Source organism: Gimesia alba (genome assembly GCF_007744675.1).
GTDB classification, from domain to species: domain Bacteria; phylum Planctomycetota; class Planctomycetia; order Planctomycetales; family Planctomycetaceae; genus Gimesia; species Gimesia alba.
In genome coordinates, this window is record NZ_CP036269.1 from 1,309,351 (window position 1) to 1,331,455 (window position 22,105).

A 22,105-nucleotide genomic window follows, 5' to 3' on the forward strand; every position below is an offset into this window, starting at 1 on the left:
AAAATCTAAAGTACAAATAAATGTTGTTTCCCCTCTCGACTGCAACCGAAACAATCCCGGAATTCGTGTCTTTTCGTGCCTTTCGTGGTAGCAAAAAGACTCATTTCGTGAGTAAAATTACACCCCGGTTGCCGTCAGTCAACCCAGTGTGAAATCATTCCTGCAGCGCTTTGGAGAAGAACACGATGCTCTCGATCCTGGGACCGAAACAGAGACAATGCGACGGATCAAGGAGGCAATTCCTCAAGATCGGCGGTCTTGCGCTGGGCGGACTCTCGCTGCCACAGATCCTGCAGGCCGAAGCACAGGCAGGGGCAACGGCCGGGCCGTTAGGTCACAAAGCCATCATCATGATTTACCTCTCCGGCGGTCCCTCTCATCAGGATATGTACGACCTGAAGATGGAAGCGCCGTCAGAGATTCGTGGCGACTTCAAACCGATCGATACGAACGTGCCTGGCATCCAGATTTGCGAACACCTGCCGCGACTGGCCACGATGATGGATAAGTTCGCCGTCATCCGCTCCCTGCACGGCTGCCCCGATCAACACGCTTCTGATCTCTGCATGAGCGGCTGGCCCATCGGTGGCAAGGGACGGCAGTCGGGGCATCCTTCACTCGGTTCCGTCTTGTCCAAAGTCCAGGGACCGGTCGACAAAGCGGTACCGCCGTTTGTCGGACTCAGTATCAAGAGCCGTCATGAACCGTATGGCAACCCCGGTTTCCCTGGATTTCTGGGCAAAGCGCATTCCCCGCTCCAGCCGACGGGAGAAGGCATGGACAACATGCGCCTGCAGGGGATATCGCTCGATCGTTTGCGCGACCGTAAAGCATTGTTGGCCGGCATCGATTCCTTTCGCCATACCGCTGACGCTGCCTATGATGGACTGGATGCCTTCTCACAACGGGCCTTCGATGTGTTGACGTCGAGTAAACTGGTCGAAGCGATGGACCTCGAAAAAGAAGATCCCGCCGTGCGAGACCGCTACGGTCGGGGGGATGACAGTCCTGCCTTTGGAGAAGACGCCGGCCCGCATTGGCTGGATCAATTCCTGATGGCCCGCCGCCTGGTTGAAGTCGGCGTCCGCTGTGTCACGTTATCGTTTGGCAGTTGGGATCGGCACCACTCGAACTTTGCCCGCTTGCCATTGCAGTTAGCCAAATTCGATCAGGGGATCACCGCACTCGTGGAAGACCTGCACGCACGCGGACTGCAAAACGATGTGAGCGTGATTGCCTGGGGCGAATTCGGACGTACGCCCCGTATTAACAAAGATGCCGGCCGCGATCATTGGCCACAAGCTTCATGTGCATTGCTTGCCGGCGGCGGGATGCGCACAGGGCAGGTCATCGGCTCCACGAATCGGCTGGGCGAAGTCCCCCTCGATCGCCCGCTTCACTATCAGAACGTCTTTGCCACACTCTATCGTCAGCTGGGTATCGACCCCGCGACGACGACGATTCCCGACCACGCCGGTCGCCCGCAATACACGCTCGACATTAGAGAACCGATCGACGAGCTGATCTGAATTTCCGGTGGTTTTTGATTTTAGCTACCACCCATTCTTTCTTTGGATTGACGCTGTATTATCAAGTCTTCTCTTGTTTATGCCAGTTTTGTCTGGTACTTTTTTGGTGTAAATAGGAAAGCCCGACTCTTCCACTTTCAAGAAAGTTCCTGTCATGTTGAAACAAGCCGCTTGCCTCTGTCTGGCTCTGACCTTCCTGGCTCCCTCGTTGTTGAAAGCCGAAAAGAATGCATCGCTCAAACCGGCGTTGACGAAGATTGACAAGCCGACACAAGCCGAGTCGTTCGATGGTAAAAAACTCGGCAAGCAATGGGCGGCGAACAAAGGCGCATGGACCATCGAAGAAGGCACGCTGGTAGGCAAGGAATTGCCGGCCGACAAGCATGCGGCTGTGCTGACCTGGAAACTGCCTCACCAGAATTCGGCCCTTCGCTGTTCGTTTCAGCTCAAGGATGCGAAGTTTTTTCACGTGAGCCTGAATCATCCCAAAGGGCACCTGTTCCGCATTATGATCGACGAGTCCGGCATGATTTTGAGGACCGATAAAAACAAGAAAGACCCGAAGTCCAAGCCGATCACATTAGCCAAAGCCAAAACGAAGCTGGATCCCAACAAGTGGTATACGCTGCAACTGGAAATGCAGGGAGACAAGGTCGTTGCCCAGATTGATAACGGCTTAAAAGTCGAAGGCCAGCATCCTTCACTCGACAGCAGGAAAACCGGCTACCGCTTCGTCATGAAAGGCAAAACGCTGTTGCTGGATGATCTATCCGCCTGGAATCTGGATGATTAGTAAGCACGTTCTTGCTTGCGTGTAATCTTACCGTGTGCCACTGTCGGCTGGCCCGACAGTGCGCAAGGGGGATGGGAGTATGTATTCTGAAATCGAACATTCACCGTTGGACAAGCCAACGGTACCACCCGCTAAATTCAATTCGTAGGGTGCGGATCCATGTGTCCGCCCGCCTTGGGATGAACGAAATCTATTTTCGATCAAATGTAATCGGAAGAAACGTTCGATAATCATCACACGATTAACGCAATCACTGAGGGCTGACACATGGGGCAGCCCCTACGACAACACACGGGATCGCCCTGGCTCTCTGATTTGTTCGTCTTCGCTGCCACTTCCTGTTGCCTGCGGCAATACCGGATTGCATCCGGTACCGCCCTAAATGATCTAATCATTGGGTGGGCTCGAATGCATATTCGGGCCGAGCGCAGCGAGCAGGAAGTCTTGGTGAAACGGATCAGTTGTTTTATTCAACGTTCAACGACATGCGTGGAATGACGCAAGCTATTGCGGCAGGCTTTCCACCAGACCGATGACGGCCCAGCAGGTGCCCCAGTAGACGGCGGTTTCCTGAATGCTCGCTTTTTTCTTTTCTTTGGTTCCCTTCACAGGCCACGAACCATCTTTGCGTTGCGTACTGACGAGAAACTGTTGTGCCCGTTTGATCGAAGCGTCCTCATGGTCCAGGCCGGCGACCACTAAAGCATAGAGTGCCATCCCCGTTCCCAATGCGTCGCTTTCGTCAGCCACCATCCAACCCCAGCCGCCATTCGGTTTTTGCAGACTTCGGAGTTGCTCTACCATTTGATCGCGAACATCAACTTGCTTACTTTCAATTGCGAGTAGTAATCGCACCGCATACCATTCAGTACTCTTTCCGGGCGGACTGGCATTGATAAACTGCATGGCTTTTTCAACAACGGGTTTACTCTTTTCATTCCCTTCTCTGAACAGCGTCAGTGCCAGCCACATGGTTGAGACGCTGGTCGTTTCAGGTACGGTGCGTTTTTGAAACGGGAGCTGTCCCCCCGGTTTCCAGGAACCGTCCGGCTGTTGGTCGTCGAAAAGAAGCGCGGTCAGTTTTTGGCGTGTCTTCTTTTGATCCGGGGTGATGCTGGCATGACCAGAGCTTAAAAGAATTTGAGCCACCCCCTCCTTGTTTCCGAGTCCGACCGTTTTGCCTTTGTCATTTTTTGAGAGCGATTTGTCGGTTGACCAGTCGGTCCATTCTTTCAATTGCTCACTGACTTCAAAACCGCGCTGCTTCGACGCATTCAGGCTCCAGATCATATTTCCGCCACGGTGGCAGGAAACGCATTTCTTTTTCTCAATCCACCACAGCCCTTTCTCCTCGATAAAGGGAATGCTGTGCTGAACCGTTTCGCGAACCTGAGTCGTGGTAACCTGATCCTCGGGCAGGGCAGCGATCGATACCGTCAACAAAAGGGAACTGAAGGCAAGCATACGGGAGCCTTTCTGCATGCGCGGTAAAAGAAGACTCTAAGAACACCTCAATTATATCAGTCTACGATTATGAATAGTACCAGTGATTTGGCTTTCTCGGTTGAGAAACAGGAGGCAAGGGACTTGCCTCCTGTACATGAGATGCATTGGTACGAGATTCACATTCAAGTCATCAGTGGCGGTTTCCCGGCGGCGCGACGGGCGTCGGTGACATTGCCGGAGTGGCTCATGGGGTGCATGATCATTGCCTGGAAACAGTTTCCGACGGTATTGTAAAACGGATCTTTGGTATAGTGGCTCGGTTTGTCGAGGTCATCTTCAGAAATCTGTTTGAGGTAGGCCAGTGTGTCCTGGCGGATTTCATCAAAGCGGGGACGGATTTCATCGTATGCCGGATACTTCGTCGGATTGGCAACAGGAGTGGAGCCGTAACCAAACAGTTCATGATATTCCGGGAAGCGATTTGGTTTTCCCTGGATCCACTCATCCAGCAGGACCGATTCATTCACGATCAAATGTCCCAGCACCCAGAGGGGGTGATTGCCGCCGCGCGGCGTCGGTTCGACAAAAGGAGTATCTCGCATATCGTCCAGCAGGGTACACGTCCAGTTTTTACTGTATTCGAGACCGGAGCGAATGAATTCGATCGTGTTCATGACGAGAGTCTCCTGTTCGTTTTGAGTAAAAGTATTCGTAGCGAATCGGTGTAACGGGGTACTTTATTGAGCGGGCGGGTGGCACTGTTGGCTTGCCAACAGTGAATGAAAGTGAAGGGATCGAAATCCATCACCACCACAATACATTCCGTTTATAAAGTAAAACTCACTCTTCTTTTCTTAACGGTAAATTTTTACGACAGGCCGAGAGGATCTGCCGCGACAGTGCAGGGGACTTGACCGCGCGGGCCAGTGACAGTCCGCCAAAGCAGAGTGCCAGCGTGGCCAGCACTTCCTGCCGGGTAAATTGGTTATCCGAACGCTCGACAAACTGCTCGGTCAACCAGTTGATGACTTCTTCGAACTGTGCTTTGGTCTCCTTGTCAGCGCGGCCCAGATCAGATAAGAGCGGCGGGATCGAGCAGCCCTCTTCCACATTCTCACAATGTTTACTCGAAAGATAACGCAGCATGATGTTCGCCAGATCTTCGGGGGTTTCTGCCTTCTCCAGCGCGCCGTTCATCGCGGCCTGATCTTCAATGAAGGAATGCACGAGCGTCTCTCCCAGCACGTCCGACTTCGAACCAAAGTGCCCGTAGAAAGCGCCCGACGTCATGCCCGCTTCTTCCATGATGCCGTCCACTCCACTTCCCACGTAACCCTGCCGCTTGAACATCCGCAGGGCGGCATTCAGAATTTTATTCCGTGAGCGTTGTTTCCGGTCCGTGGGCTGATTCATCTTCAGGGCTTTCTTTCCAGGCAATCGGGTGCTTCAGTCTTTTTCCATCCGAGATTCCGCCTGTGATGTGGCTCTCGGAATGGTATTGGATCACCAGATAGTATAACGGTTCCTCGGAATGGTTTCGCCAGACGCGCGGCACTTCCGGCGAAAGGCGGATAAAGAATCCCTCGGAAACGTTAAGCAGTTCCTCGCCTGCCTGAAATTGCCCCGTGCCTTTGAGGATAAAATAAATCTCGTCATTCTTCTGGTGACGATGTACGAACGGCATCGCGGCCCCCGGCGGCAGGACGTTGATTGACATCTCCAGACCCGCGGAATTCAGGTATTTCTTGAGAAAGTATTTCCCCCGCACCGGTATCGGCGCTTCCGGCGGAGATAGCTGAAACTGGCCCCAGTCTGCCATGGGACCCGCCTCAAAACAGTCAAATCCTGTGCCGTGTTGGGCACGCTCGGTCGTCTCATTCATCTATTTGTCTCCCGATATTTAAGAAAGCGGAATTGTCAATATAACGATCGTTATATAACGTTCGTTATATTGAGTCAACGGCAATCCGGAATCTGGCATAATCCCTACAATGGGAACGGTCTCTGATTACTGATTGAGACACGTAGACACTTGTTTGAGTCGGGGTACGATATTGGTTACACTGTGAACCTGCTAAGTCGTTATTTCATTGATCTGTGAGGAAACCAAAGCGGAAACCGCACTCTTAGATCGTTCCGATCAAAATAGAAAGCTGAAGTAATTCAATGATTTGTGTCAGCATCGGTCGAACCCGGCACAAAATGGTGATGATGGAACACCGCTCCCTGGCAGAAAAAGGGGCGGAGTTGGTGGAACTGCGTCTGGATTGGATCGCCCGTGCCCCTGATGTGAACCGGTTGATTAAGGACCGGCCGACGCCCGTCGTGATCACCTGCCGCAGACCGGAAGATAAAGGACGCTGGAACCGGTCTGAAGAACAGCGTCAGGCGCTGCTCAGAACGGCCATTGTTTCCGAAGTCGAGTATGTCGACATCGAAGATGATATTGCCGACAAGATTCCCCGCTACGGCAAAACCAAACGTATCATCAGTCATCACAATTTTGATGAAACGCCGGATGACCTCGAAGAAATCTACACTTCACTCTGCGAGAAAGATCCCGATATTGTCAAGCTGGTCACGATGGCCAATTCACCCGGTGATTCGGTACGTATGTTGAAACTGGTAGCCAACGCCAAAGTGCCCACCATCGGTTTCTGTATGGGGGAATATGGCGTAATCAGCCGGATTCTCTGTGGCAAATATGGTTCTCCTTTTACGTATGCCACGTTCAGTCGCGAACGGGAACTGGCACCGGGGCAACTCTCTTTTTCCGAAATGACACGCATCTATCGCTATGACGAGATTGGTCCCGAGACGCCCGTGTATGGCGTGATCGGCGATCCAATTGCTCATAGCCTGAGCCCGTTAATTCACAACATCGCGTTTCGCCATGACAAACTGGATGCAGTCTATCTGCCGTTTCGTGTTCCCAAAGATCGTCTGCCGGAAACGTTGAAAGAATTCGAATGGCTGAACGTGCAGGGGTATAGTGTCACGATTCCGCATAAAGCAGGGGCACTCAACCTGGCAGGGGAAGCCGATGAAGCATCGAAAACCATGGGCGTGGCTAACACGTTGTTTCGTGACAGTGACAATGTCTGGCAGGCTCGCAATACCGATTACGATGCGGCTCTGGACAGTATTCGCCTGGGGCTCGATCCCGAGGGGAATGCAACCACTGATCCGATTGACGGCAAGCAGGTCCTGCTGCTAGGCGCTGGCGGGGTTTCGCGGGCGATCGGTGCAGGCATTGTTGCAGCCGGCGGTGCCTTGACGATTTCCAATCGAAGTCGCGAACGGGGCGAGAAACTGGCCAAAGATCTGGGCTGTGCTTACAGTACCTGGGAAAATCGGGGCAGTGGTCATTTTGATATTTTGGTCAATGGCACTGCGGTTGGCATGCATCCCAAGGTCAATGAGACGCCGTTTGCGCAGAACTTTCTGCAGGACGACATGCTGGTTTTTGACACGGTTTATAATCCGGAAAATACTTTGCTCCTTAAACAGGCGCGCGAGCGTGGTTGCAAAACGGTTTCCGGAATTGAAATGTTCGTTCGTCAGGCCGCCGCGCAATATAAATTGTTTACCGGAAAAGAACCTCCCCTGGAAGTGATGCGGAATACATTGCGCAAAGGGATTTCCGCTGTCGGAAAACTCTAAGGGAATCTTGAAATGCCAGTCATCACGTTAATCGGCTATCGGGGCAGTGGCAAAAGCAGTGTTGCTGCGCCTTTGGCAGAGCGACTCGGCTTTGACTGGATCGATGCCGACGATGAAATCGAACGGGTCGCCGGGAAATCCATCACGGAAATCTTTGCCGAGGAAGGGGAACCCCGTTTTCGTCAGATTGAACGTGAGGTCATGCAGAGTTTACTCGGTCGCGACAAGTTGATTATTGCTGCAGGTGGCGGTGCGATTTTAAATATTGAGACACGCAAAGAAATGCGCGAGGCGGGGCCGGTCATCTGGCTCAAAGCGAGTGTGGCAGCACTGGAACAGCGAATTACCGAGGATGTCACGACATCCAGCCGCCGCCCCGCATTGACGTCCAGCGCTTCTCAACGCGAGGAAATTCAGAATCTGCTTGACCAGCGCGAACCACTGTATCGGGAAGCAGCGACCAGCACGGTCGAGACCGATTCCAAAACCGTTTCCCAAATCGTCGATGAAATTATGACGTCTCTGGATTCCACCGATTAAGGCACGACGAAAGTTTTCCCGACTATGACTCCTTTTGGCATCGACCCCATCCTGATTCTCCTGCTGCTGTTTCTGCTGGGCGCAGCGCTCGGGCGAATCGTCAATATCGGCATTGAAGAAATTCCCCGCGAAGAAAAAGTAGGCGCGGCCTGGAAACGGGTGGCACGTCGTATGCGTCATCTCTGGTCGCGCTATCATATTCCGATCATCGGCGTTTATCTCACGCGGTCCCCAAATTCGACCTTTCCCTATAAACGATCTCAGCGGGAAGCACTGGTAGAACTATTAAATGGCCTGATCTTTGTGCTTCTGTATTGTGCGGAAGTTCCGCTCAGCGGCCAGTCCACGTTGCAGGACAGCGGCCTGTTTTCCGTGTACGCGCCTGACCCGGTGGCGATGAACTCCTGGCTCTCGCCAGTTGCGCTGTTAAATTTCCGATATGCCTTTCATCTCGTGTTGATCGAATCGCTGATGATCGCCACCTTCATTGATTTCGATCTCAAGATCATTCCCGATGGCGCAACGATGCCGGCGATGTTTATCGGCGTCGTCGGTTCCTTTGTGTTTGGATATCTCTATCTGGTGCCGGTCTGGTTCCAGGAGCCGTCTGTGGTCCGTTTAATCGGCCTGTATTTTCCCGAGCAGTATCGGACTTCCTTTATCGTCGAGAAAGTACCGCAGTGGATTACAGTGTATCCGCACTTGCACGGACTGGCAGTCAGTCTGGTCGGACTGGTCGTCGGTGGCGGCGTCGTATGGGCTGTGCGCATCATCGGTCAGTGGACGTTACGACAGGAAGCGATGGGCTTTGGTGATGTGATTCTAATGGCGGTCATCGGCAGCTTTCTGGGCTGGCAGGCAACCGTCACCGTGTTTGTGATCTCGCCTTTGTGTGCTCTGGCGGTGGTTGCTGTTTCCATCTTTTTCAAACAGTCGCGCGAAATTCCCTTTGGTCCGTATCTCAGTCTGGGGGCATTGCTGGTGCTGCTGGGCTGGTCAAAAATCTGGCCGCTGGCCGAACGCATTTGTCATTTTGGCCCGCTCCTGCCAGTTTTCGCGATTGTGATGCTGATCTTATTGGCCGCCTGTCTGCTTTTCACGCAAATGGTGAAGTGGATGCTCGGTATTCCTTTATACTGGGAACAGGAATGGCTGGAAGAATGGACATCCGCAGACCAGCTCACCTATCAGTCCGGGGAAAATGTAGATGAGACTCAGGGGCGCTGGGATCGGGGTACTGACTCGCATACCCGAGCTGGCCGTGGCACTCAGTATTACCATCAATGGAAAAAAGGACGGTAAACTTCCAAAAACGAACGCATTTTGCAGGCATCATTCACAAAAACAGCTTGAGACACTAGAATCAGCGGCATACGTTGAACTAATCTGTTTCGCGTGTGTCTTCCCAGTATCAGTTGTCAAATATTTGCCAGAACATTATTCAAGGCCTTAACTTAGAAACAGCTATGATTACAATCGTCGATTACGGAATGGGCAATCTCAGGAGTGTTCAGAAGGCCTTTGAAAAGGTCGGTGCCGAAGCAGTCATCTGCTCGGATCCGGATAAAATCGCCCAAGCCAGCAAATTAATTCTGCCCGGTGTGGGTGCTTTCCGCGATGCCATTCAAGCCTTGAAAGATCAGTCGCTGGTCGAACCGATTCTCGAGCACGCCCGTTCCGGCAAGCCCTTTCTGGGAATCTGTCTTGGTCTGCAACTTCTGTTTGATGTCAGCTATGAAGACGGCGAATACGAGGGGCTGGGGATCATTCCCGGAAAAGTCGTGCGTTTCGAAGATCAGCCCGATCTGAAAATTCCCCACATGGGCTGGAACCAGATTGAACGGACGGCCCCGCACCCGATTCTGGCAGGCATTCCCGAACATGAGTATTTCTACTTTGTTCACAGCTACTATGTTGCACCCGAGAATGAATCGGATGTCGCTGCCTGGACCGATTACGGCTGCCGCTTTGCGTCGATGGTTGCGCGCGACAATGTCGTTGCATCACAGTTTCACCCTGAAAAAAGTCAGGACGCGGGACTGAAACTGCTACAAAATTTTGCTTCCTTCTAAACTACGTATTACAGAAAAAAGAAAGTCAGCTCAGCTATGGAAATACTGCCCGCCATTGATATTCGGGGAGGCAAATGCGTTCGACTCAGGCAAGGCGATTACGGTCAGGAAACCGTGTTCGGTGATGACCCGACCGAAATGGCTCGTCTCTGGGTAGACGGCGGCGCTTCACGTTTGCATCTGGTTGACCTGGATGGTGCGAAAGCAGGCAAACCCGTCAATCAGGAAGTGGTACGAAAGATTGTACAGTCCGTCTCTGTTCCCTGTCAGATGGGGGGCGGCATTCGTGATGAAGCGTCCATTCAGTTGATGCTGGACGACGTCGGCATCGACCGAGTGATTGTCGGCACTCAGGCACTCAAGGATCCAGAGTGGTTCAAACAAATGGTCCAGCGCTATCCCAATCGACTGGCGTTGGGGCTGGATGCCCGCGATTCCAAGGTGGCCACCGAAGGCTGGCTGGATGTTTCAGAAACCTCAGCCATAGATCTGGCTAAGGAGTATGTTGGTGTTGAACTGGCGGCTGTCATTTATACAAACATTGCCAATGACGGCATGATGCAGGGCGTCGATGAAGGCACGATTCAGGATATGATTGCGCTAGCCGAACTCGGGCTGCCCGTGATCGCTTCAGGTGGGGTGACGACACTCAAAGACGTGACCCGTCTGGCAGAAGTCAGTCGCACACAGCCAAAGTTAGTCGGTGCGATTATCGGCCGCGCTTTGTATGAGGGGACGATTGAAGTTCCCGCCGCTATTGCCGCCGCCGAGGGGTAAGGCGTTTCCAGAGCCGCAAGAACGGACAGCATTTCATGACGGATGAAGATGAACAGGGGAAACTGTTCCGTGCGCGGATGCTGGTGCTGCTGGCTTCGGTGCTCTGGAGCTTGAGCGGCGTCTTTATCAAGTCGCCTCCCTTTCAATCGATTCCCGAAGCAGACCGTGGCTTGATTCTGGCCTGTTATCGCGCGTTATTTGCCGGTTTGTTTCTGCTGCCGTTTGTGAAATTCAAATACGTGCGCTGGCGCCCTGCTCTGATCCCGCTGTTGATCGTGTTTGCTGCGATGAATATTCTGTTCATGACCGCGATGACAAAAACCTCTGCCGCCGCGGCGATTTTTTTGCAGAATACCAGCGTGGTCTGGGCGATGGTGTTCGGTTTTCTGTTTTTAAAGGAACGCATCGAACGTGGATCGATTCTGGCGATCCTGATTGTGCTGGCTGGCATTTTTTGCATCGTAGCCGGAGACTGGGCGGGAGAGAACTTTTCCGGCAACCTGATTGCGCTCACCAGCGGCGTCTGTTACTCGCTGGTTGTGATTTTCTTTCGCGTCCTTCGCGACGAACATCCGGCCTGGTTGGTCGCGCTCTGCCTCTTGACCTCAGCGGCCATCGTGGCCCCCTGGATGTGGCGCCTGGGGATTTCTCTAACAGGCCAGCAGTTCTTCCTCCTGGCGCTGTTAGGTGTCGTTCAGTTGGGAGCTCCCTATGTCATATTTTCGCATGCGGTCAAGACAGTTAATTCACAGGAAGCCGCTCTGTTGGTACTTGCTGAGCCGATTTTGAATCCGATCTGGGTCTGGCTATTCTGGGGCGAGACCGTTTCGATTGCGACGCTCGTCGGCTGTTCGCTGATTATTCTGGGACTGCTCGCACGGTTTCTGTTTTTCCGGCCGAAACAAATTTTGAAACCGGAAAATGCTTAGGTAGCGTTTCTTAATTCGAACGTTGGCTACCCAAGACATCCAACCGGGGCTAACGCCCTGCGGCTAGTGGCTTTTTTTGCGGTCATAGTCTAAGAAACAAAGGCAATATCACACCATCGGCTACGGTTTGATCTAATATAACTCACTCTGTCGACCGCAAAATCACGCTCAATACTATTAAATAAACACTACCTAGCGTGCAGCGAGCTTCACGGTTTGCATTTCATGATAATGCGCCCGCTCTGTTTTCAGTTCGGACTGATAAAATTTGAGCGTGTCCACCGTCACCTCTCCCCATTCCGCAATCTCGCGGTCTCGGAGAATCTCAAACAGTTCTTCGGGTGGCTTAGCTTTGACGCGGGCTAGCGTGAGGTGTGGATGAAAGCCTTTGCGTTCGCGGGGATAACCCAGTTTTTCTGTCTCCCGTTCCAGATACTCGGCCATTTCTGTCAGCACGCTGGCATCCGTGATGCCGGCCCAGATGACGTTTGGTCGTTCCACACGCGGGAACGCTCCCAGGCCTTTGAAGGCCAGTTTCAGACGTGGGAATTCGGTTCGCATCGTTTTCAGAATCGTGCTGATCGGCATGATGTCATCGAGTTCTGTCGGCCCCAGAAATTTCAGAGTGATATGCATTTGATCCACGGGAACCGGTCTCACGGCCGAGCCGAGTAGCTCCAGTTTTTGCAGTAGTTTCTTCAGTCCCCGTGGCGGTTCAATGGGGACGGCGATAAAAGTGCGTGTGCGTTGGTTGGCGTGCATCATGATTCATCTGGGGTTCCGTCTGAGATACGGAATCGGAATGTCCCTATTTCTTTTTCTGGTTCCAAAGCGTTTTGAGTTGGTCGAAGCCCTGCAGGGGCTGTGCTCCGGTTTTCATTTCATCCGTCAGTTTAGCGGGCGGCGGTCCCTGCTTGCCAGATTTTTTCCGTTTTTTCCGGTGAGGTTTGTTTTGATTACCTTGTGGTGCGGTTGCTGGTTTTTTCTGTACTGTTTTTGTCTGTTGCTGGGGGCGCTGCGCTGGTTTGGACTGATCGGGTTTTGATCGTTGTGTTTTTTTCGGCTGGCGATCGGTGCCTGGTTTGATCAAAGTTAACGAGACGCGGCGGCGTTCCAGATCGACACCCAGCACCCAGGCGGTAATCACATCACCAACTGAGACAAACTGATACGGATTTTCGATGAAGTGATTGGCCATCTCGCTGACGTGAATCAGGGCACTGTCTTTGAGACCCACGTCCACAAAGGCACCAAAGTCAACCACATTTAAAATGGTGCCCTGCAGCTCCATGCCTTCGACCAGTTGTTCGAGCTTCAGCACGCCCTGCTTGAAGATCGGCCCCGGTAAGTCAGAACGAGGATCGCGACGGGGACGAACAATGGCTTCCAGAATATCTTCCAGTGTTGGTAAACCAATATTCAAATTACGGCTCAGATCCTGTTTGTCGAGTTGGCTGACTTTTTCAACGATCGAAGCGCGGTCACTGGCGGATGCCTTTAAACTGTCTTCAGGCAGATCGAGTTGTGTGAAAACTTTATGAGCGTGCTCGTAACTTTCGGGATGAATCCAGGTGGAGTCAAGCGGTTCATCACCCACATCAATCTTCAAAAATCCGGCCGCCTGAGTGAACGTAGCATCGCCAATCCCGGCAACGTCGAGCAGTTGCTTGCGATTCTGAAACGAGCCGTGCTTGTCGCGCCATTCAGTGATGCGGCGGGCGATCAACTGGTTCATTCCTGAAACATGCCGCAGTAGAGAAGCAGAGGCGGTGTTCAGATTCACGCCCACATAATTCACGCACGATTCAATCACTTCATCCAGTGATTCTTTCAGACGCTTGGAATTGACATCATGTTGATACATGCCAACCCCCAGATGCTGTGGATCGATTTTGACCAGTTCGCTCAACGGGTCCTGCAGGCGGCGGCCAATCGAAATGGTGCCACGAATGGTCGCGTCCAGATCGGGAAATTCTTCGCGGGCCACCGGACTGGCAGAATAAATACTCGCGCCGGCTTCATTCACGATTAAGTAACGTGCCTCGGGCAGATTCTGTTCGATCATCTCGGTGATGATTTCTTCTGTTTCCCGGCAGGCAGTTCCGTTGCCGATCGCGACCAGCTTGCATTGATGCTCGGTCATCATCTCGGCCAGCTTGTTGCGGGCGTAATCTTTTTTCTCGGCTGAACCGGTAACATAGACCAGATCGGTGGCGACACAGTTGCCCATCTCGTCCAACACGGCAAGTTTACAGCCCGTGCGTAAACCGGGATCAATGGCCAGTATCCGCTGGCCTTGCAGCGGCGGTTGCAGCAGTAAGTTTTTCAAGTTCTGAGCAAACACCGACACGGCATGTTTTTCTGCTTTTTCCGTCAGTTCACGGCGGATTTCGCGATCAAGGCTGGGCAGAATCAAACGCTGTAACGCGTCGGTGACGACCTCTTTTAAAAACGAATGAAAGCGGTGATCATTCAGATTCAGATGGCGGATAATAGACAGGCAGGCCGAGTCTTCCGCCCATTCGAATCGCACACGCAGAGCGCCTGATTTTTCACCCCGGTTCATGGCCATCGTGCGGTGGTGGGGGACTTTGACGACTTGTTCCGAGTAATTGAAATAGTCGCGATATTCCTGTCCCGATTCTTCTGCTTTCTTGGTGGCAGTCACCGCCAGCCGTCCCGACCGCCAGGCAATCTTGCGTGAGATATCACGCACATCAGGATCTTCGCCAATTTTTTCCGCCAGAATGTCGGCGGCTCCTTTGAGCACATCGTCTGTCGTGCGGGCGCCTTCTTCCGCTTTGGTATATTGTTTCGCTGCTTCCGTCAGATTCTGAATGCTGGCGTCACCAGCCCAGATCGCATTTGCCAAAGGTTCAAACCCATGTTTACGGGCAGTCGCGGCGCGAGATGTTCGTTTCGGGCGGTAAGGGCGGTAAAGATCTTCGAGGCGTTTCAGTGTATCGGCTTTTTCGATTTCTGCTTTTAGCTGTGGAGTCAGTTGCTGCTGTGCTTCAATCAATCGCAGGATGGTTGAAGCACGTTCCTGAATTTGCCGTTTCGATTGAACCCGTTTTTGAATGTCGCGAATTTGAACTTCATCCAGATTGCCTGTCCGCTCTTTACGATAGCGAGTGATAAAGGGAACGGTATTCCCTTCGTCCAGCAATGCAATCACATTCAGGATCTGCTGTGATGTGAGATTCAATTCCAAAGCCATCTTCTCTGCATCTTGTGCAGAGAAGGGGGGACTGGATTGATTCTTTTGTATCTCAACCGCATCCATTTCGATCTCGATTCGTTCCGAACAATGGTTTCGAAAACTTGATTTAGGAATCTGAAAAATTACAGGATCTACTACACGACTCACTATAAGAATAACTGTTTTGAGAGAAAATAGAAATGCCCGTTCAACAACACCAGAGTCGATAGAATTGTTTCTCCCGAAAGTGTAGTGAGACTGGCTTGAATTGAATAGGCTCACGCGGATCAAATCAGGACACACGACACGCGATTTTTAGCACCGTGGAATTTCTTAAAGGTCTTTTTAATCCGACTTTTCCTGTCGGGTCAAAACAGATCGACGAGCAAAGTGGCTCGCACATCTTTTTTATTTGAATCGCCGTTCATTCCGAAAGCCTGATCATCCGGCTCGATTCATTTTCTGTTTGTGTTTGTATCGCAGAGGGAAGCGACTTCGATTACATATCAGGATGCGCTAGTGTATGAAATTATCTCTCTCATTCTCTCGGTAGAATCGTTTTTCTCGTTAGGACCGGACCACTCCTCTGCCGATAAGAGACAAAAGGACAATCTCGAGTAATCACCGGTCTGGCTTGCGCAAAAACAACTTGCGGCAACAGACGGGGATTCCAGTACAGTCATTTCAGGGGGGGATGGCATGACGACTGCCGTCAAGATTAATACGTATCTGCTTATTTTGTTTGTGGTTAGCCTGACCAATGGCCTTGATGCGCAGGCGGGGTGGCCTTTTTGTTCCAAAGAGGAAAAAGAAGCAAAATGGGCAGAGATCGCATCGCGGCCCGTTGGATCACGGCAGAAATATAAATTCGGTGAACTCTGGCCTCCCTATCCCCGACCGACGGGCCCTCAACGACGCTTCTGGAACAAATACCATAGCGCAACCTTTTGGCCTTACCCTTACAATTGCGATGATAAAGCCTACGTCCGAGACGTGATGGAACGGCAAATCCACAATGGCTGGACCGACCAGACAACCTTATATGCGTACCACTTCGAGCAGGATGGTAACAAGTTGACGGAAGCCGGTTTGTTGCATTTGCGTTGGATTCTGGAACATGCTCCTGAAAACCGCCGCACCATTTTTGTACAGACCGCAAATAAATCCATTGCCAGTCAAGAACGTCTGGCGAATGTCCAATATGCGGCTTCTCAAATGGTGGGCGACCAGAATGTGCCGTCCGCGATGTTGAGGTTGTCACCCACATATGGTCGACCGGCGCGTGAAGAAGATCTGAAATACCGTGCCTATGTTGGTTCGATATTAGCACCGCGCATCCAATATACGGCCGGTGGTGGTTCGGCAGCAAACGGCGGTAATTAACTCTGTTAGCTGTCTGTGCTTTCTGATCAAAATTCCCTGTTCAAACTAGCTTAATCGTAAACCTGTAATGATAGATCGCCCGACCGACGAGGAATCTCGCAATCCATCCGAGGATTCATTCCAGGAACTGGATGAATCTTCAGAGCAGGTACTTCGTTCAACGACGAAAAACCACGACCTGACTGATCTCTACAGCGATCTGTTTCAAAAAAAACAGACAGTGACAGACCCGTCGCGCAGCGTTGCTCAGCCAGAGCAACCAACAGAGAAGGTCCCCTTTCCGGGAACCAAAAATCAGAGAGAGGTGATTCCCGCACCACAAACGCTGGATGAAACCGGTTTGTCTCTGATTCAGTTATGCAATCTGGTTTTGAAGCAGTTGTATTTACAGGGGAGTGCGTTGGGAATTGAAATTTCCCGCAGCGCGCATCTGCCGTTCAGCATTATCGATGTGGCGCTTGCATTCCTGAAGGATGATAAGTGCATTGAAGTCACATCTGGGAATATGATCGGTCGTTCTTCCTATCGTTTTAATCTGACCGAACTCGGTCGCATCCGTGCGCGAGAAGCCTTTGAACAATGTCGTTACGTCGGGCCTGCACCGGTGCCCTTAGAAGCTTATGTGCGTCAGTGCCAGTTACAGACGGTAGTCGGCATCGAATGCACGCCGGAACGGCTGGAAGATTCGTTCTCGGATTTTATTATCCGCGAAGGTCTACTGGATGAATTAGGCCCCGCGGTCTGTAGCGGGCGATCTATTTTCATCTATGGGCCGCCGGGGAACGGGAAGACATTAATTGCCAAAGGCTTGGGGCGGTTTCTGAATCGTCAAGGGGGCGAAATCTACGTTCCTTATGCGATCCAGATGGAAAACAGCATCATCACGCTGTTTGACCCGACCATCCATCAGACTACCGACGATCATGAGCTGGAAGAGCGGAATAATACCGATCCGAAAAATGCTGGCAGAATGCCCGAAATGAAAGACTGGGTCAAACCCGATACCGATTTGCGCTGGCGTCGCATCAGGCGTCCGGTCGTGATTACCGGGGGCGAGCTGAACCTGGAAATGCTCGATTTGCGGTATAACAAAACGAGCAATTTTTATACGGCGCCGCTTCATATCAAAGCTAATGGGGGCGTTTTTCTGATTGATGACTTTGGTCGACAACTTGTCAGTCCCAAAGACCTGCTCAACCGGTGGATTATGCCGCTTGAAGACCGGGTTGACTATTTAACACTGGCGACCGGTAAGAAATTTGCCATTCCGTTTGAACAGCTCATCGTGTTCTCGACCAATCTGGATCCCAAGGATCTGGTCGATGAGGCGTTTCTGCGCCGTATTCGACATAAGATTGAAATCAGCGCACCTTCCCGGGAAGTTTTCACGGAAATCGCTCAGCTCTGTTGCCGTCAACGGGGAGTCGAATATAGCCCAGTTTTTGTAAGTTATCTATATGACACTTACTACAACCAGGGAAAGTCTCCTAGATCCAGCGACCCACGAGATTTACTGGAGATTCTTCAATCAATCTGTCGATTTAAAGGACAGGCACCCATCATTTCTACTCAACTCATATCAGAAGCAGCACAACGTTTCTTCTGTCAAATATAGCTTCTCTCCTGCAATATCTTTAGTAAGCCTTTTATTGAAGGCCCCTTAAAGCAAATAGATTCTTTCATGATCACTTTTGTCCTGGCTCACTGATCTGTCATTACGGATGGCTGCATCAGATAGTGCAGTGTCAAGAGCGAGCGTCATTGGAAGGCAAACATGAAGAATCCGCAATTCAAATTTTGAAAGTGCACCTCACGGAGGTATTAGGATGTCAGTACGGATGACAAAACAGACATGGATTCTTGGAATCGCTTGTGCATTACTGGTATGCACCGGTTGCTCTTCCATGCGCGATAAATTTGTTGCCAGTACAGATGAGGCACCTACAACTTTGAAGGAGAAAGTTTCTGTCGCGAAACAGAAGCTGAAGAATCCAGATAAGTTTTATATCACCCACGGTCAACTTCAGGAAAAAATGGGCGATGTGAATGCGGCCCGTTCTTCCTATGAAGTCGCATTAGGGCAAAACCCCAAATCGGTTGAAGCCGTCCTTGGTCTGGCACGCCTGGATCAGGTCGCCGGGAAAAAAGTGTCTGCCGAAAAAGGGTTCCAAAAAGCCTTGGAGATGTCACCGGAAGATCCCAAGGTCCGTGCCAGCATCGGTCAGTTTTATGCGGCTGAGGAAAAATGGGATCAGGCGATTGCACTGTTAAATGACGCGGTCAAGTCGGCACCGGCTGATAAAAACATTCGTTATCAATTGGGTATCGCCATGGCATCTGCCGGCGATTACCAGGGAGCCATGCCGCATCTGATTCGTGCTGTTGGCGAAGCGGAAGCCCATTACAACATTGGTTACATTCTCAGAGACCGGGGGCAATTGCAGGCCAGTGAGCAGCAGTTTCTCCAGGCTGTTCTGCTGAAACCGGAATTCAACGAAGCACAATACTGGCTCGATGAAATTCGTCGCGAAAAAGAGAACCGTCTGATGTTAGCTGGTGTGACAACCGGCGGTGCCACAGGCACGAATGGAAGGGCACAGCAGGCTTCCTATTCAAAAACGAATCCGAAAAAAACAGCACAAGTGAAGCGGCAAGTACCGGGGGTCTCCAAAGGCATGAGCCCGACCGGCATCTCGACAGCTCCTAAGTCAGCTACGAGCGCGGGAAATGCACCACCGGCTAACCTGACTGCCGAACAGTTAGAGCAGTGGCGGAATCAACGCCAGTTCTAGTGCTTTGTCAAGCTAGGAATTGACACTCCACTAGTTTCCAGCTAGTTAGTTCAATCGAATAAAAAAACAGGCCCCGATTCACATCGGGGCCTGTTTCGTTGACTGTCTTTCATTTGGCATTAAGCAGAAGCGGTTGCGCCCTGCAGTTGCTCTGCCAGTTTCACGCATAATCGTTTCAGCAGGGCAATCGATGCTTGTGCTTCGTCTTCTGTCATCGTCATCGGCGGGCTGACGCGTAACACATTGCCAGCCAATGCTCCCAGCAGGTGAATTCCGTCTCCGCCTTCCTCACCCAGGTAGCAAGTTTTGACGAGTTCTACAGCGACTTCCTGGCTGGTTTTGCCACCCAGCTCGGCACATTCGATTCCAAAGACCATGCCTTCGCCGCGAACTTTCGCGATCACACCGGTTTCTTTCAGACTCTGCAAGCCATCGATATACAGCTTGGAAAGCTTTGCGGTATTTTCCATCACATCCGTTCCTTCGAACTCATCCAGTGTTGCCAGGACGGCAGCAGAGGAGAGTGGGTTGGCACTCCAGGTATCAGATGCTTCGCCGTATTTCAGGCTGGCGATGACATCATCGCGACCGACGGCAGCCGCGACGGGAACGCCGTTTCCAAGACCTTTACCGAGCACGACAAAATCGGGCTCGACCTGATACTTCTCAAACGCGTACATGCAGCCGGTGCGACCGAAGTTGGCTTGCACTTCATCGAAGATCAACATGATGTCATGGGCACGGCAGAAGTCCTGCAGTACTTTGTGATACGCCACTTGCGGATGATAACTTCCCCCGCCACCCAGATAGGGTTCGGTAATCAGACAGTTAATCCGCGTGCCGAATTCGGTCCAGAGATCTTCTAGTTCCTTTTGATAGACTGAGGTATCCAGAGTGTCATCACACTTGGTGATATCATCGCATTCCGTGCGGGGGAAGCTGATGAACTTCACGCGCGGATCTCGATCAGCGTCTGTTTCGGAACCGGTGACAGCACCCGCCAGTCCTTTTTTACCGTGGAACCCATGGCGTGTCGCCAGGATAATATCCCGCTTGGGATCACGGTGCAGACATGCCCAGAGTGCTTTTTGAACGGCTTCGGATCCGGAAGCGGCCCACATCACTTTGTCGCAACGATTGCCCCCTTGGAAGGACTGAATATTGGCGATCAGGCGTTTGCTGGCTTCCGTTTCAATCGCGGTGACAGCGTTATAGGCCGTTAGCGTTGCCGCTTCAAAATAATCACCTTCTCCTTCGCCGGAGATGTGTTCCGGTTTCCAGCCCAGGTATTCGCTGAAGCGTTTCATCCAGCGTCGGGGATTGTGCCCCAGGTTGGCAACCAGCACGCCCGAAGTGAAGTCATACAGGCGACGACCTTCCGGCGTCCAGTGATAGCAGCCGGCTGATTTTGCCAGTACCGCCTGGCTGGGAGTGAAGGTTCTTAACGCTAAGGGCTCTGTCTGGTACAGATCCTGGCGAACGGCATTGGATTGATTTTCATTGTCAAACTGAATGGCTGTCGTCATGGTTTTCTCTTTTAGATTTGAAAGGACTGATAAAAATGTTTGTTACCAAAATAGATAAAAGCAGTTTTTAATGATTTCTATGAATTAAACGGTTCCCTCATAGAGCACTTCGGCTTCCGTCGAACCGGGACGGTAGAGCACCAGGCCTCCTTTGTCATCGTTTACACGAACAACGCAGTCGGGCTCGCCTTGTGCGTGTTTTTCCAGAATCGCTTCCAGTGCCTGCACGGTAGCGACGGTCTGGCGGTCTGCGGATAAATCGTTGTAGCTTAAAGAACGAATTTGTTCCAAACGTTGTTGCCGTTCCGATTCCGGTCCGCCAAATTCAATTTGTGCCACTTCACGGGCAAACTGTTCAATGACTTCGATTCCGTATCCCCGCTGTGAACGCTCATTCCACGGTTCGACAAAGGTGCCGTTGAAGTGATTGTTCATCGAGTTTTTAATCTCAAAGGGAGTTTTGTCCTCGACCGTACATTCGACACCCCGTTTGCGAGAGTGCCCGTTCCATAACCCATTGTCGAATCGGAACTGGACTTCCTGTTCGACGTAACCGGGGAAGTTATCCGGCGTGACCCAGGAAGTGTGAATGTCAAATGCGGCTTCGCGACCGGACTCATATTCATAAACCATTCGCAATTGGCAACTGTCCCAGGTTGGGCCGTCTTTATCGCCGACTAATCCACGCTGACCGGAGGCGGTGAGTGTTTTCAGTTTTCCGCCGAACGTGAAGTCGATCAGCTTGATATAATGCACGGCGACATAAGTTCCCGGGTTGCGTCCCGTGATCCATTGGGCAAACTGTTTTCCGGAAATTGCTTTGGGTTCCAGCAGAGAGCAATAGCCGTTATTCACATGCTGCAGCACATCATCGTACACGAGCGTTCGGAGTTTTTTGTGGTCGGGATCAAAGAGTTTATGGTAGACCACTTTTGCGGTGACATTATTTTTCTCGGCCAAAGCGACCAATTCGTCCAACTCCTGTAGTTTTAAAACCGATGGCTTTTCTACGATCAGGTGTGTGCCTGCTTCGAGCAATTTTTTACAGGAATCAAAGTGCCGGTCATCGGGAGACGCCACGCAGGCAAAATTCAGGCCGGCAGCCGCCATCTCCTCAATTGCATTGTCTCCAGCGTAACTTTCGAAGCCCCCCACTTTTTCGCCGCGTTCTTCCAGATATTTCTCGGCTCGGGAGCCTGTGCGAGTTGCCACCGCGTCCAAAGATACTTCAATGGGGCCGGTGGCGCGTTGGTAGAGGCCCGTTTCGTGGACGCTTTCAAAAAAAGGACGGTACGTTTCGTCGACAATCATTCCAAATCCGACCAGACCTGCTTTGAGTTTGTTCTGGGTTGTCTCGGTGCTCATAAGATATCCTTAAGTGAATTCAATATATGGAGTTTTATTGGCTGGTAATTTCAGATAAGCTGCTATAATAAAGATTGTTAAAACTTAA

19 protein-coding genes are annotated in these 22,105 nt (G+C 51.6%); 11 read left to right on the forward strand and 8 right to left on the reverse strand.

All coding sequences use genetic code 11. From position 1 onward, the window contains the following. The first annotated feature begins 185 nt into the window (after positions 1-185). Together Pan241w_RS05020 and Pan241w_RS05025 are read left to right on the forward strand one after the other, a co-directional pair. On the forward strand, positions 186-1,529 hold the full coding sequence (locus tag Pan241w_RS05020) for a DUF1501 domain-containing protein (protein WP_145211869.1): 1,344 nt from the start codon (positions 186-188) through the stop codon (positions 1,527-1,529). 154 nt (positions 1,530-1,683) lie between these two features. Further along, positions 1,684-2,322 (forward strand): family 16 glycoside hydrolase, encoded by a 639-nt coding sequence (locus Pan241w_RS05025; RefSeq protein ID WP_145211872.1) that lies wholly within the window; start codon positions 1,684-1,686, stop codon positions 2,320-2,322. A gap of 504 nt (positions 2,323-2,826) precedes the next feature. Here the strand turns inward: Pan241w_RS05025 and Pan241w_RS05030 are convergent. The 4 genes from Pan241w_RS05030 to Pan241w_RS05045 form a co-directional block, all read right to left on the reverse strand. Beyond that, the gene (locus Pan241w_RS05030; RefSeq protein ID WP_198000328.1) at positions 2,827-3,786 is read right to left on the reverse strand and encodes a prenyltransferase/squalene oxidase repeat-containing protein; all 960 of its coding nucleotides are present in this window, start codon (positions 3,784-3,786) and stop codon (positions 2,827-2,829) included. A 164-nt stretch (positions 3,787-3,950) separates the two neighbouring features. Then, the gene (locus Pan241w_RS05035; protein WP_145211877.1) at positions 3,951-4,442 is read right to left on the reverse strand and encodes a DinB family protein; all 492 of its coding nucleotides are present in this window, start codon (positions 4,440-4,442) and stop codon (positions 3,951-3,953) included. A 166-nt stretch (positions 4,443-4,608) separates the two neighbouring features. Next, entirely contained in the window at positions 4,609-5,181 is a 573-nt protein-coding gene (locus Pan241w_RS05040) for a TetR/AcrR family transcriptional regulator (RefSeq protein ID WP_145211879.1), read from the reverse strand. Further along, on the reverse strand, positions 5,141-5,650 hold the full coding sequence (locus Pan241w_RS05045) for a cupin domain-containing protein (RefSeq protein WP_145211881.1): 510 nt from the start codon (positions 5,648-5,650) through the stop codon (positions 5,141-5,143). Before Pan241w_RS05045 ends, Pan241w_RS05040 begins: the two co-directional genes overlap by 41 nt. 284 nt (positions 5,651-5,934) lie before the next feature. Between Pan241w_RS05045 and aroE the strand changes: the two genes are divergently transcribed. The 6 genes from aroE (at position 5,935) to Pan241w_RS05075 (ending at position 11,749) form a co-directional block, all read left to right on the forward strand. Further along, positions 5,935-7,431 (forward strand): shikimate dehydrogenase, encoded by a 1,497-nt coding sequence (gene aroE / locus Pan241w_RS05050; protein ID WP_145211884.1) that lies wholly within the window; start codon positions 5,935-5,937, stop codon positions 7,429-7,431. Between the two features lie 12 nt (positions 7,432-7,443). Then, positions 7,444-7,971, forward strand: coding sequence for a shikimate kinase (locus Pan241w_RS05055; protein ID WP_145211887.1), 528 nt, complete (start codon positions 7,444-7,446; stop codon positions 7,969-7,971). Positions 7,972-7,995: 24 nt separating this feature from the next. Beyond that, positions 7,996-9,273 (forward strand): prepilin peptidase, encoded by a 1,278-nt coding sequence (locus Pan241w_RS05060; RefSeq protein ID WP_145211889.1) that lies wholly within the window; start codon positions 7,996-7,998, stop codon positions 9,271-9,273. Positions 9,274-9,437: 164 nt separating this feature from the next. After that, complete coding sequence (hisH, locus tag Pan241w_RS05065; protein WP_145211892.1) at positions 9,438-10,043, forward strand: imidazole glycerol phosphate synthase subunit HisH; 606 nt, start codon at positions 9,438-9,440, stop codon at positions 10,041-10,043. A gap of 36 nt (positions 10,044-10,079) precedes the next feature. Next, positions 10,080-10,820 carry a 1-(5-phosphoribosyl)-5-[(5-phosphoribosylamino)methylideneamino]imidazole-4-carboxamide isomerase gene (gene hisA, locus Pan241w_RS05070; RefSeq protein ID WP_145211895.1) on the forward strand — a complete coding sequence of 247 codons (741 nt, stop codon included), beginning with the start codon at positions 10,080-10,082 and terminating at the stop codon, positions 10,818-10,820. A 35-nt stretch (positions 10,821-10,855) separates the two neighbouring features. Further along, the gene (locus Pan241w_RS05075; RefSeq protein WP_145211899.1) at positions 10,856-11,749 is read left to right on the forward strand and encodes a DMT family transporter; all 894 of its coding nucleotides are present in this window, start codon (positions 10,856-10,858) and stop codon (positions 11,747-11,749) included. Positions 11,750-11,941: 192 nt separating this feature from the next. Here the strand turns inward: Pan241w_RS05075 and thpR are convergent, their stop codons facing one another. Continuing rightward, complete coding sequence (thpR, locus tag Pan241w_RS05080; protein WP_145211902.1) at positions 11,942-12,514, reverse strand: RNA 2',3'-cyclic phosphodiesterase; 573 nt, start codon at positions 12,512-12,514, stop codon at positions 11,942-11,944. 43 nt (positions 12,515-12,557) lie between these two features. After that, complete coding sequence (locus Pan241w_RS05085) at positions 12,558-15,035, reverse strand: Tex family protein (RefSeq protein ID WP_145211905.1); 2,478 nt, start codon at positions 15,033-15,035, stop codon at positions 12,558-12,560. A 615-nt stretch (positions 15,036-15,650) separates the two neighbouring features. Between Pan241w_RS05085 and Pan241w_RS05090 the strand changes: the two genes are divergently transcribed. From Pan241w_RS05090 to Pan241w_RS05100, 3 genes are all read left to right on the forward strand, one after another. Further along, on the forward strand, positions 15,651-16,334 hold the full coding sequence (locus Pan241w_RS05090; RefSeq protein WP_145211908.1) for a hypothetical protein: 684 nt from the start codon (positions 15,651-15,653) through the stop codon (positions 16,332-16,334). A gap of 67 nt (positions 16,335-16,401) precedes the next feature. After that, on the forward strand, positions 16,402-17,949 hold the full coding sequence (locus tag Pan241w_RS05095) for an ATPase (RefSeq protein ID WP_145211911.1): 1,548 nt from the start codon (positions 16,402-16,404) through the stop codon (positions 17,947-17,949). A 211-nt stretch (positions 17,950-18,160) separates the two neighbouring features. Next, positions 18,161-19,126, forward strand: coding sequence for a tetratricopeptide repeat protein (locus Pan241w_RS05100; protein ID WP_145211914.1), 966 nt, complete (start codon positions 18,161-18,163; stop codon positions 19,124-19,126). Positions 19,127-19,245: 119 nt separating this feature from the next. Here the strand turns inward: Pan241w_RS05100 and Pan241w_RS05105 are convergent, their stop codons facing one another. Beyond that, on the reverse strand, positions 19,246-20,652 hold the full coding sequence (locus tag Pan241w_RS05105) for an aspartate aminotransferase family protein (RefSeq protein WP_145211917.1): 1,407 nt from the start codon (positions 20,650-20,652) through the stop codon (positions 19,246-19,248). Between the two features lie 84 nt (positions 20,653-20,736). After that, positions 20,737-22,017: a Gfo/Idh/MocA family protein gene (locus tag Pan241w_RS05110; protein WP_145211920.1), complete on the reverse strand. Its 1,281-nt coding sequence runs from the start codon at positions 22,015-22,017 to the stop codon at positions 20,737-20,739. Positions 22,018-22,105: the final 88 nt, after the last annotated feature.

What these genes read in the sequence shown, in the direction of transcription:
- Pan241w_RS05020 (WP_145211869.1), top strand. Translation starts at nt 186, where the DNA reads ATGCTCTCGATCCTGGGACCGAAACAGAGACAATGCGACGGATCAAGG.
- Pan241w_RS05025 (WP_145211872.1), top strand. Translation starts at nt 1,684, where the DNA reads ATGTTGAAACAAGCCGCTTGCCTCTGTCTGGCTCTGACCTTCCTGGCT.
- Pan241w_RS05030 (WP_198000328.1), bottom strand. Translation starts at nt 3,786, where the DNA reads ATGCTTGCCTTCAGTTCCCTTTTGTTGACGGTATCGATCGCTGCCCTG.
- Pan241w_RS05035 (WP_145211877.1), bottom strand. Translation starts at nt 4,442, where the DNA reads ATGAACACGATCGAATTCATTCGCTCCGGTCTCGAATACAGTAAAAAC.
- Pan241w_RS05040 (WP_145211879.1), bottom strand. Translation starts at nt 5,181, where the DNA reads ATGAATCAGCCCACGGACCGGAAACAACGCTCACGGAATAAAATTCTG.
- Pan241w_RS05045 (WP_145211881.1), bottom strand. Translation starts at nt 5,650, where the DNA reads ATGAATGAGACGACCGAGCGTGCCCAACACGGCACAGGATTTGACTGT.
- aroE (WP_145211884.1), top strand. Translation starts at nt 5,935, where the DNA reads ATGATTTGTGTCAGCATCGGTCGAACCCGGCACAAAATGGTGATGATG.
- Pan241w_RS05055 (WP_145211887.1), top strand. Translation starts at nt 7,444, where the DNA reads ATGCCAGTCATCACGTTAATCGGCTATCGGGGCAGTGGCAAAAGCAGT.
- Pan241w_RS05060 (WP_145211889.1), top strand. Translation starts at nt 7,996, where the DNA reads ATGACTCCTTTTGGCATCGACCCCATCCTGATTCTCCTGCTGCTGTTT.
- hisH (WP_145211892.1), top strand. Translation starts at nt 9,438, where the DNA reads ATGATTACAATCGTCGATTACGGAATGGGCAATCTCAGGAGTGTTCAG.
- hisA (WP_145211895.1), top strand. Translation starts at nt 10,080, where the DNA reads ATGGAAATACTGCCCGCCATTGATATTCGGGGAGGCAAATGCGTTCGA.
- Pan241w_RS05075 (WP_145211899.1), top strand. Translation starts at nt 10,856, where the DNA reads ATGACGGATGAAGATGAACAGGGGAAACTGTTCCGTGCGCGGATGCTG.
- thpR (WP_145211902.1), bottom strand. Translation starts at nt 12,514, where the DNA reads ATGATGCACGCCAACCAACGCACACGCACTTTTATCGCCGTCCCCATT.
- Pan241w_RS05085 (WP_145211905.1), bottom strand. Translation starts at nt 15,035, where the DNA reads ATGGATGCGGTTGAGATACAAAAGAATCAATCCAGTCCCCCCTTCTCT.
- Pan241w_RS05090 (WP_145211908.1), top strand. Translation starts at nt 15,651, where the DNA reads ATGACGACTGCCGTCAAGATTAATACGTATCTGCTTATTTTGTTTGTG.
- Pan241w_RS05095 (WP_145211911.1), top strand. Translation starts at nt 16,402, where the DNA reads ATGATAGATCGCCCGACCGACGAGGAATCTCGCAATCCATCCGAGGAT.
- Pan241w_RS05100 (WP_145211914.1), top strand. Translation starts at nt 18,161, where the DNA reads ATGTCAGTACGGATGACAAAACAGACATGGATTCTTGGAATCGCTTGT.
- Pan241w_RS05105 (WP_145211917.1), bottom strand. Translation starts at nt 20,652, where the DNA reads ATGACGACAGCCATTCAGTTTGACAATGAAAATCAATCCAATGCCGTT.
- Pan241w_RS05110 (WP_145211920.1), bottom strand. Translation starts at nt 22,017, where the DNA reads ATGAGCACCGAGACAACCCAGAACAAACTCAAAGCAGGTCTGGTCGGA.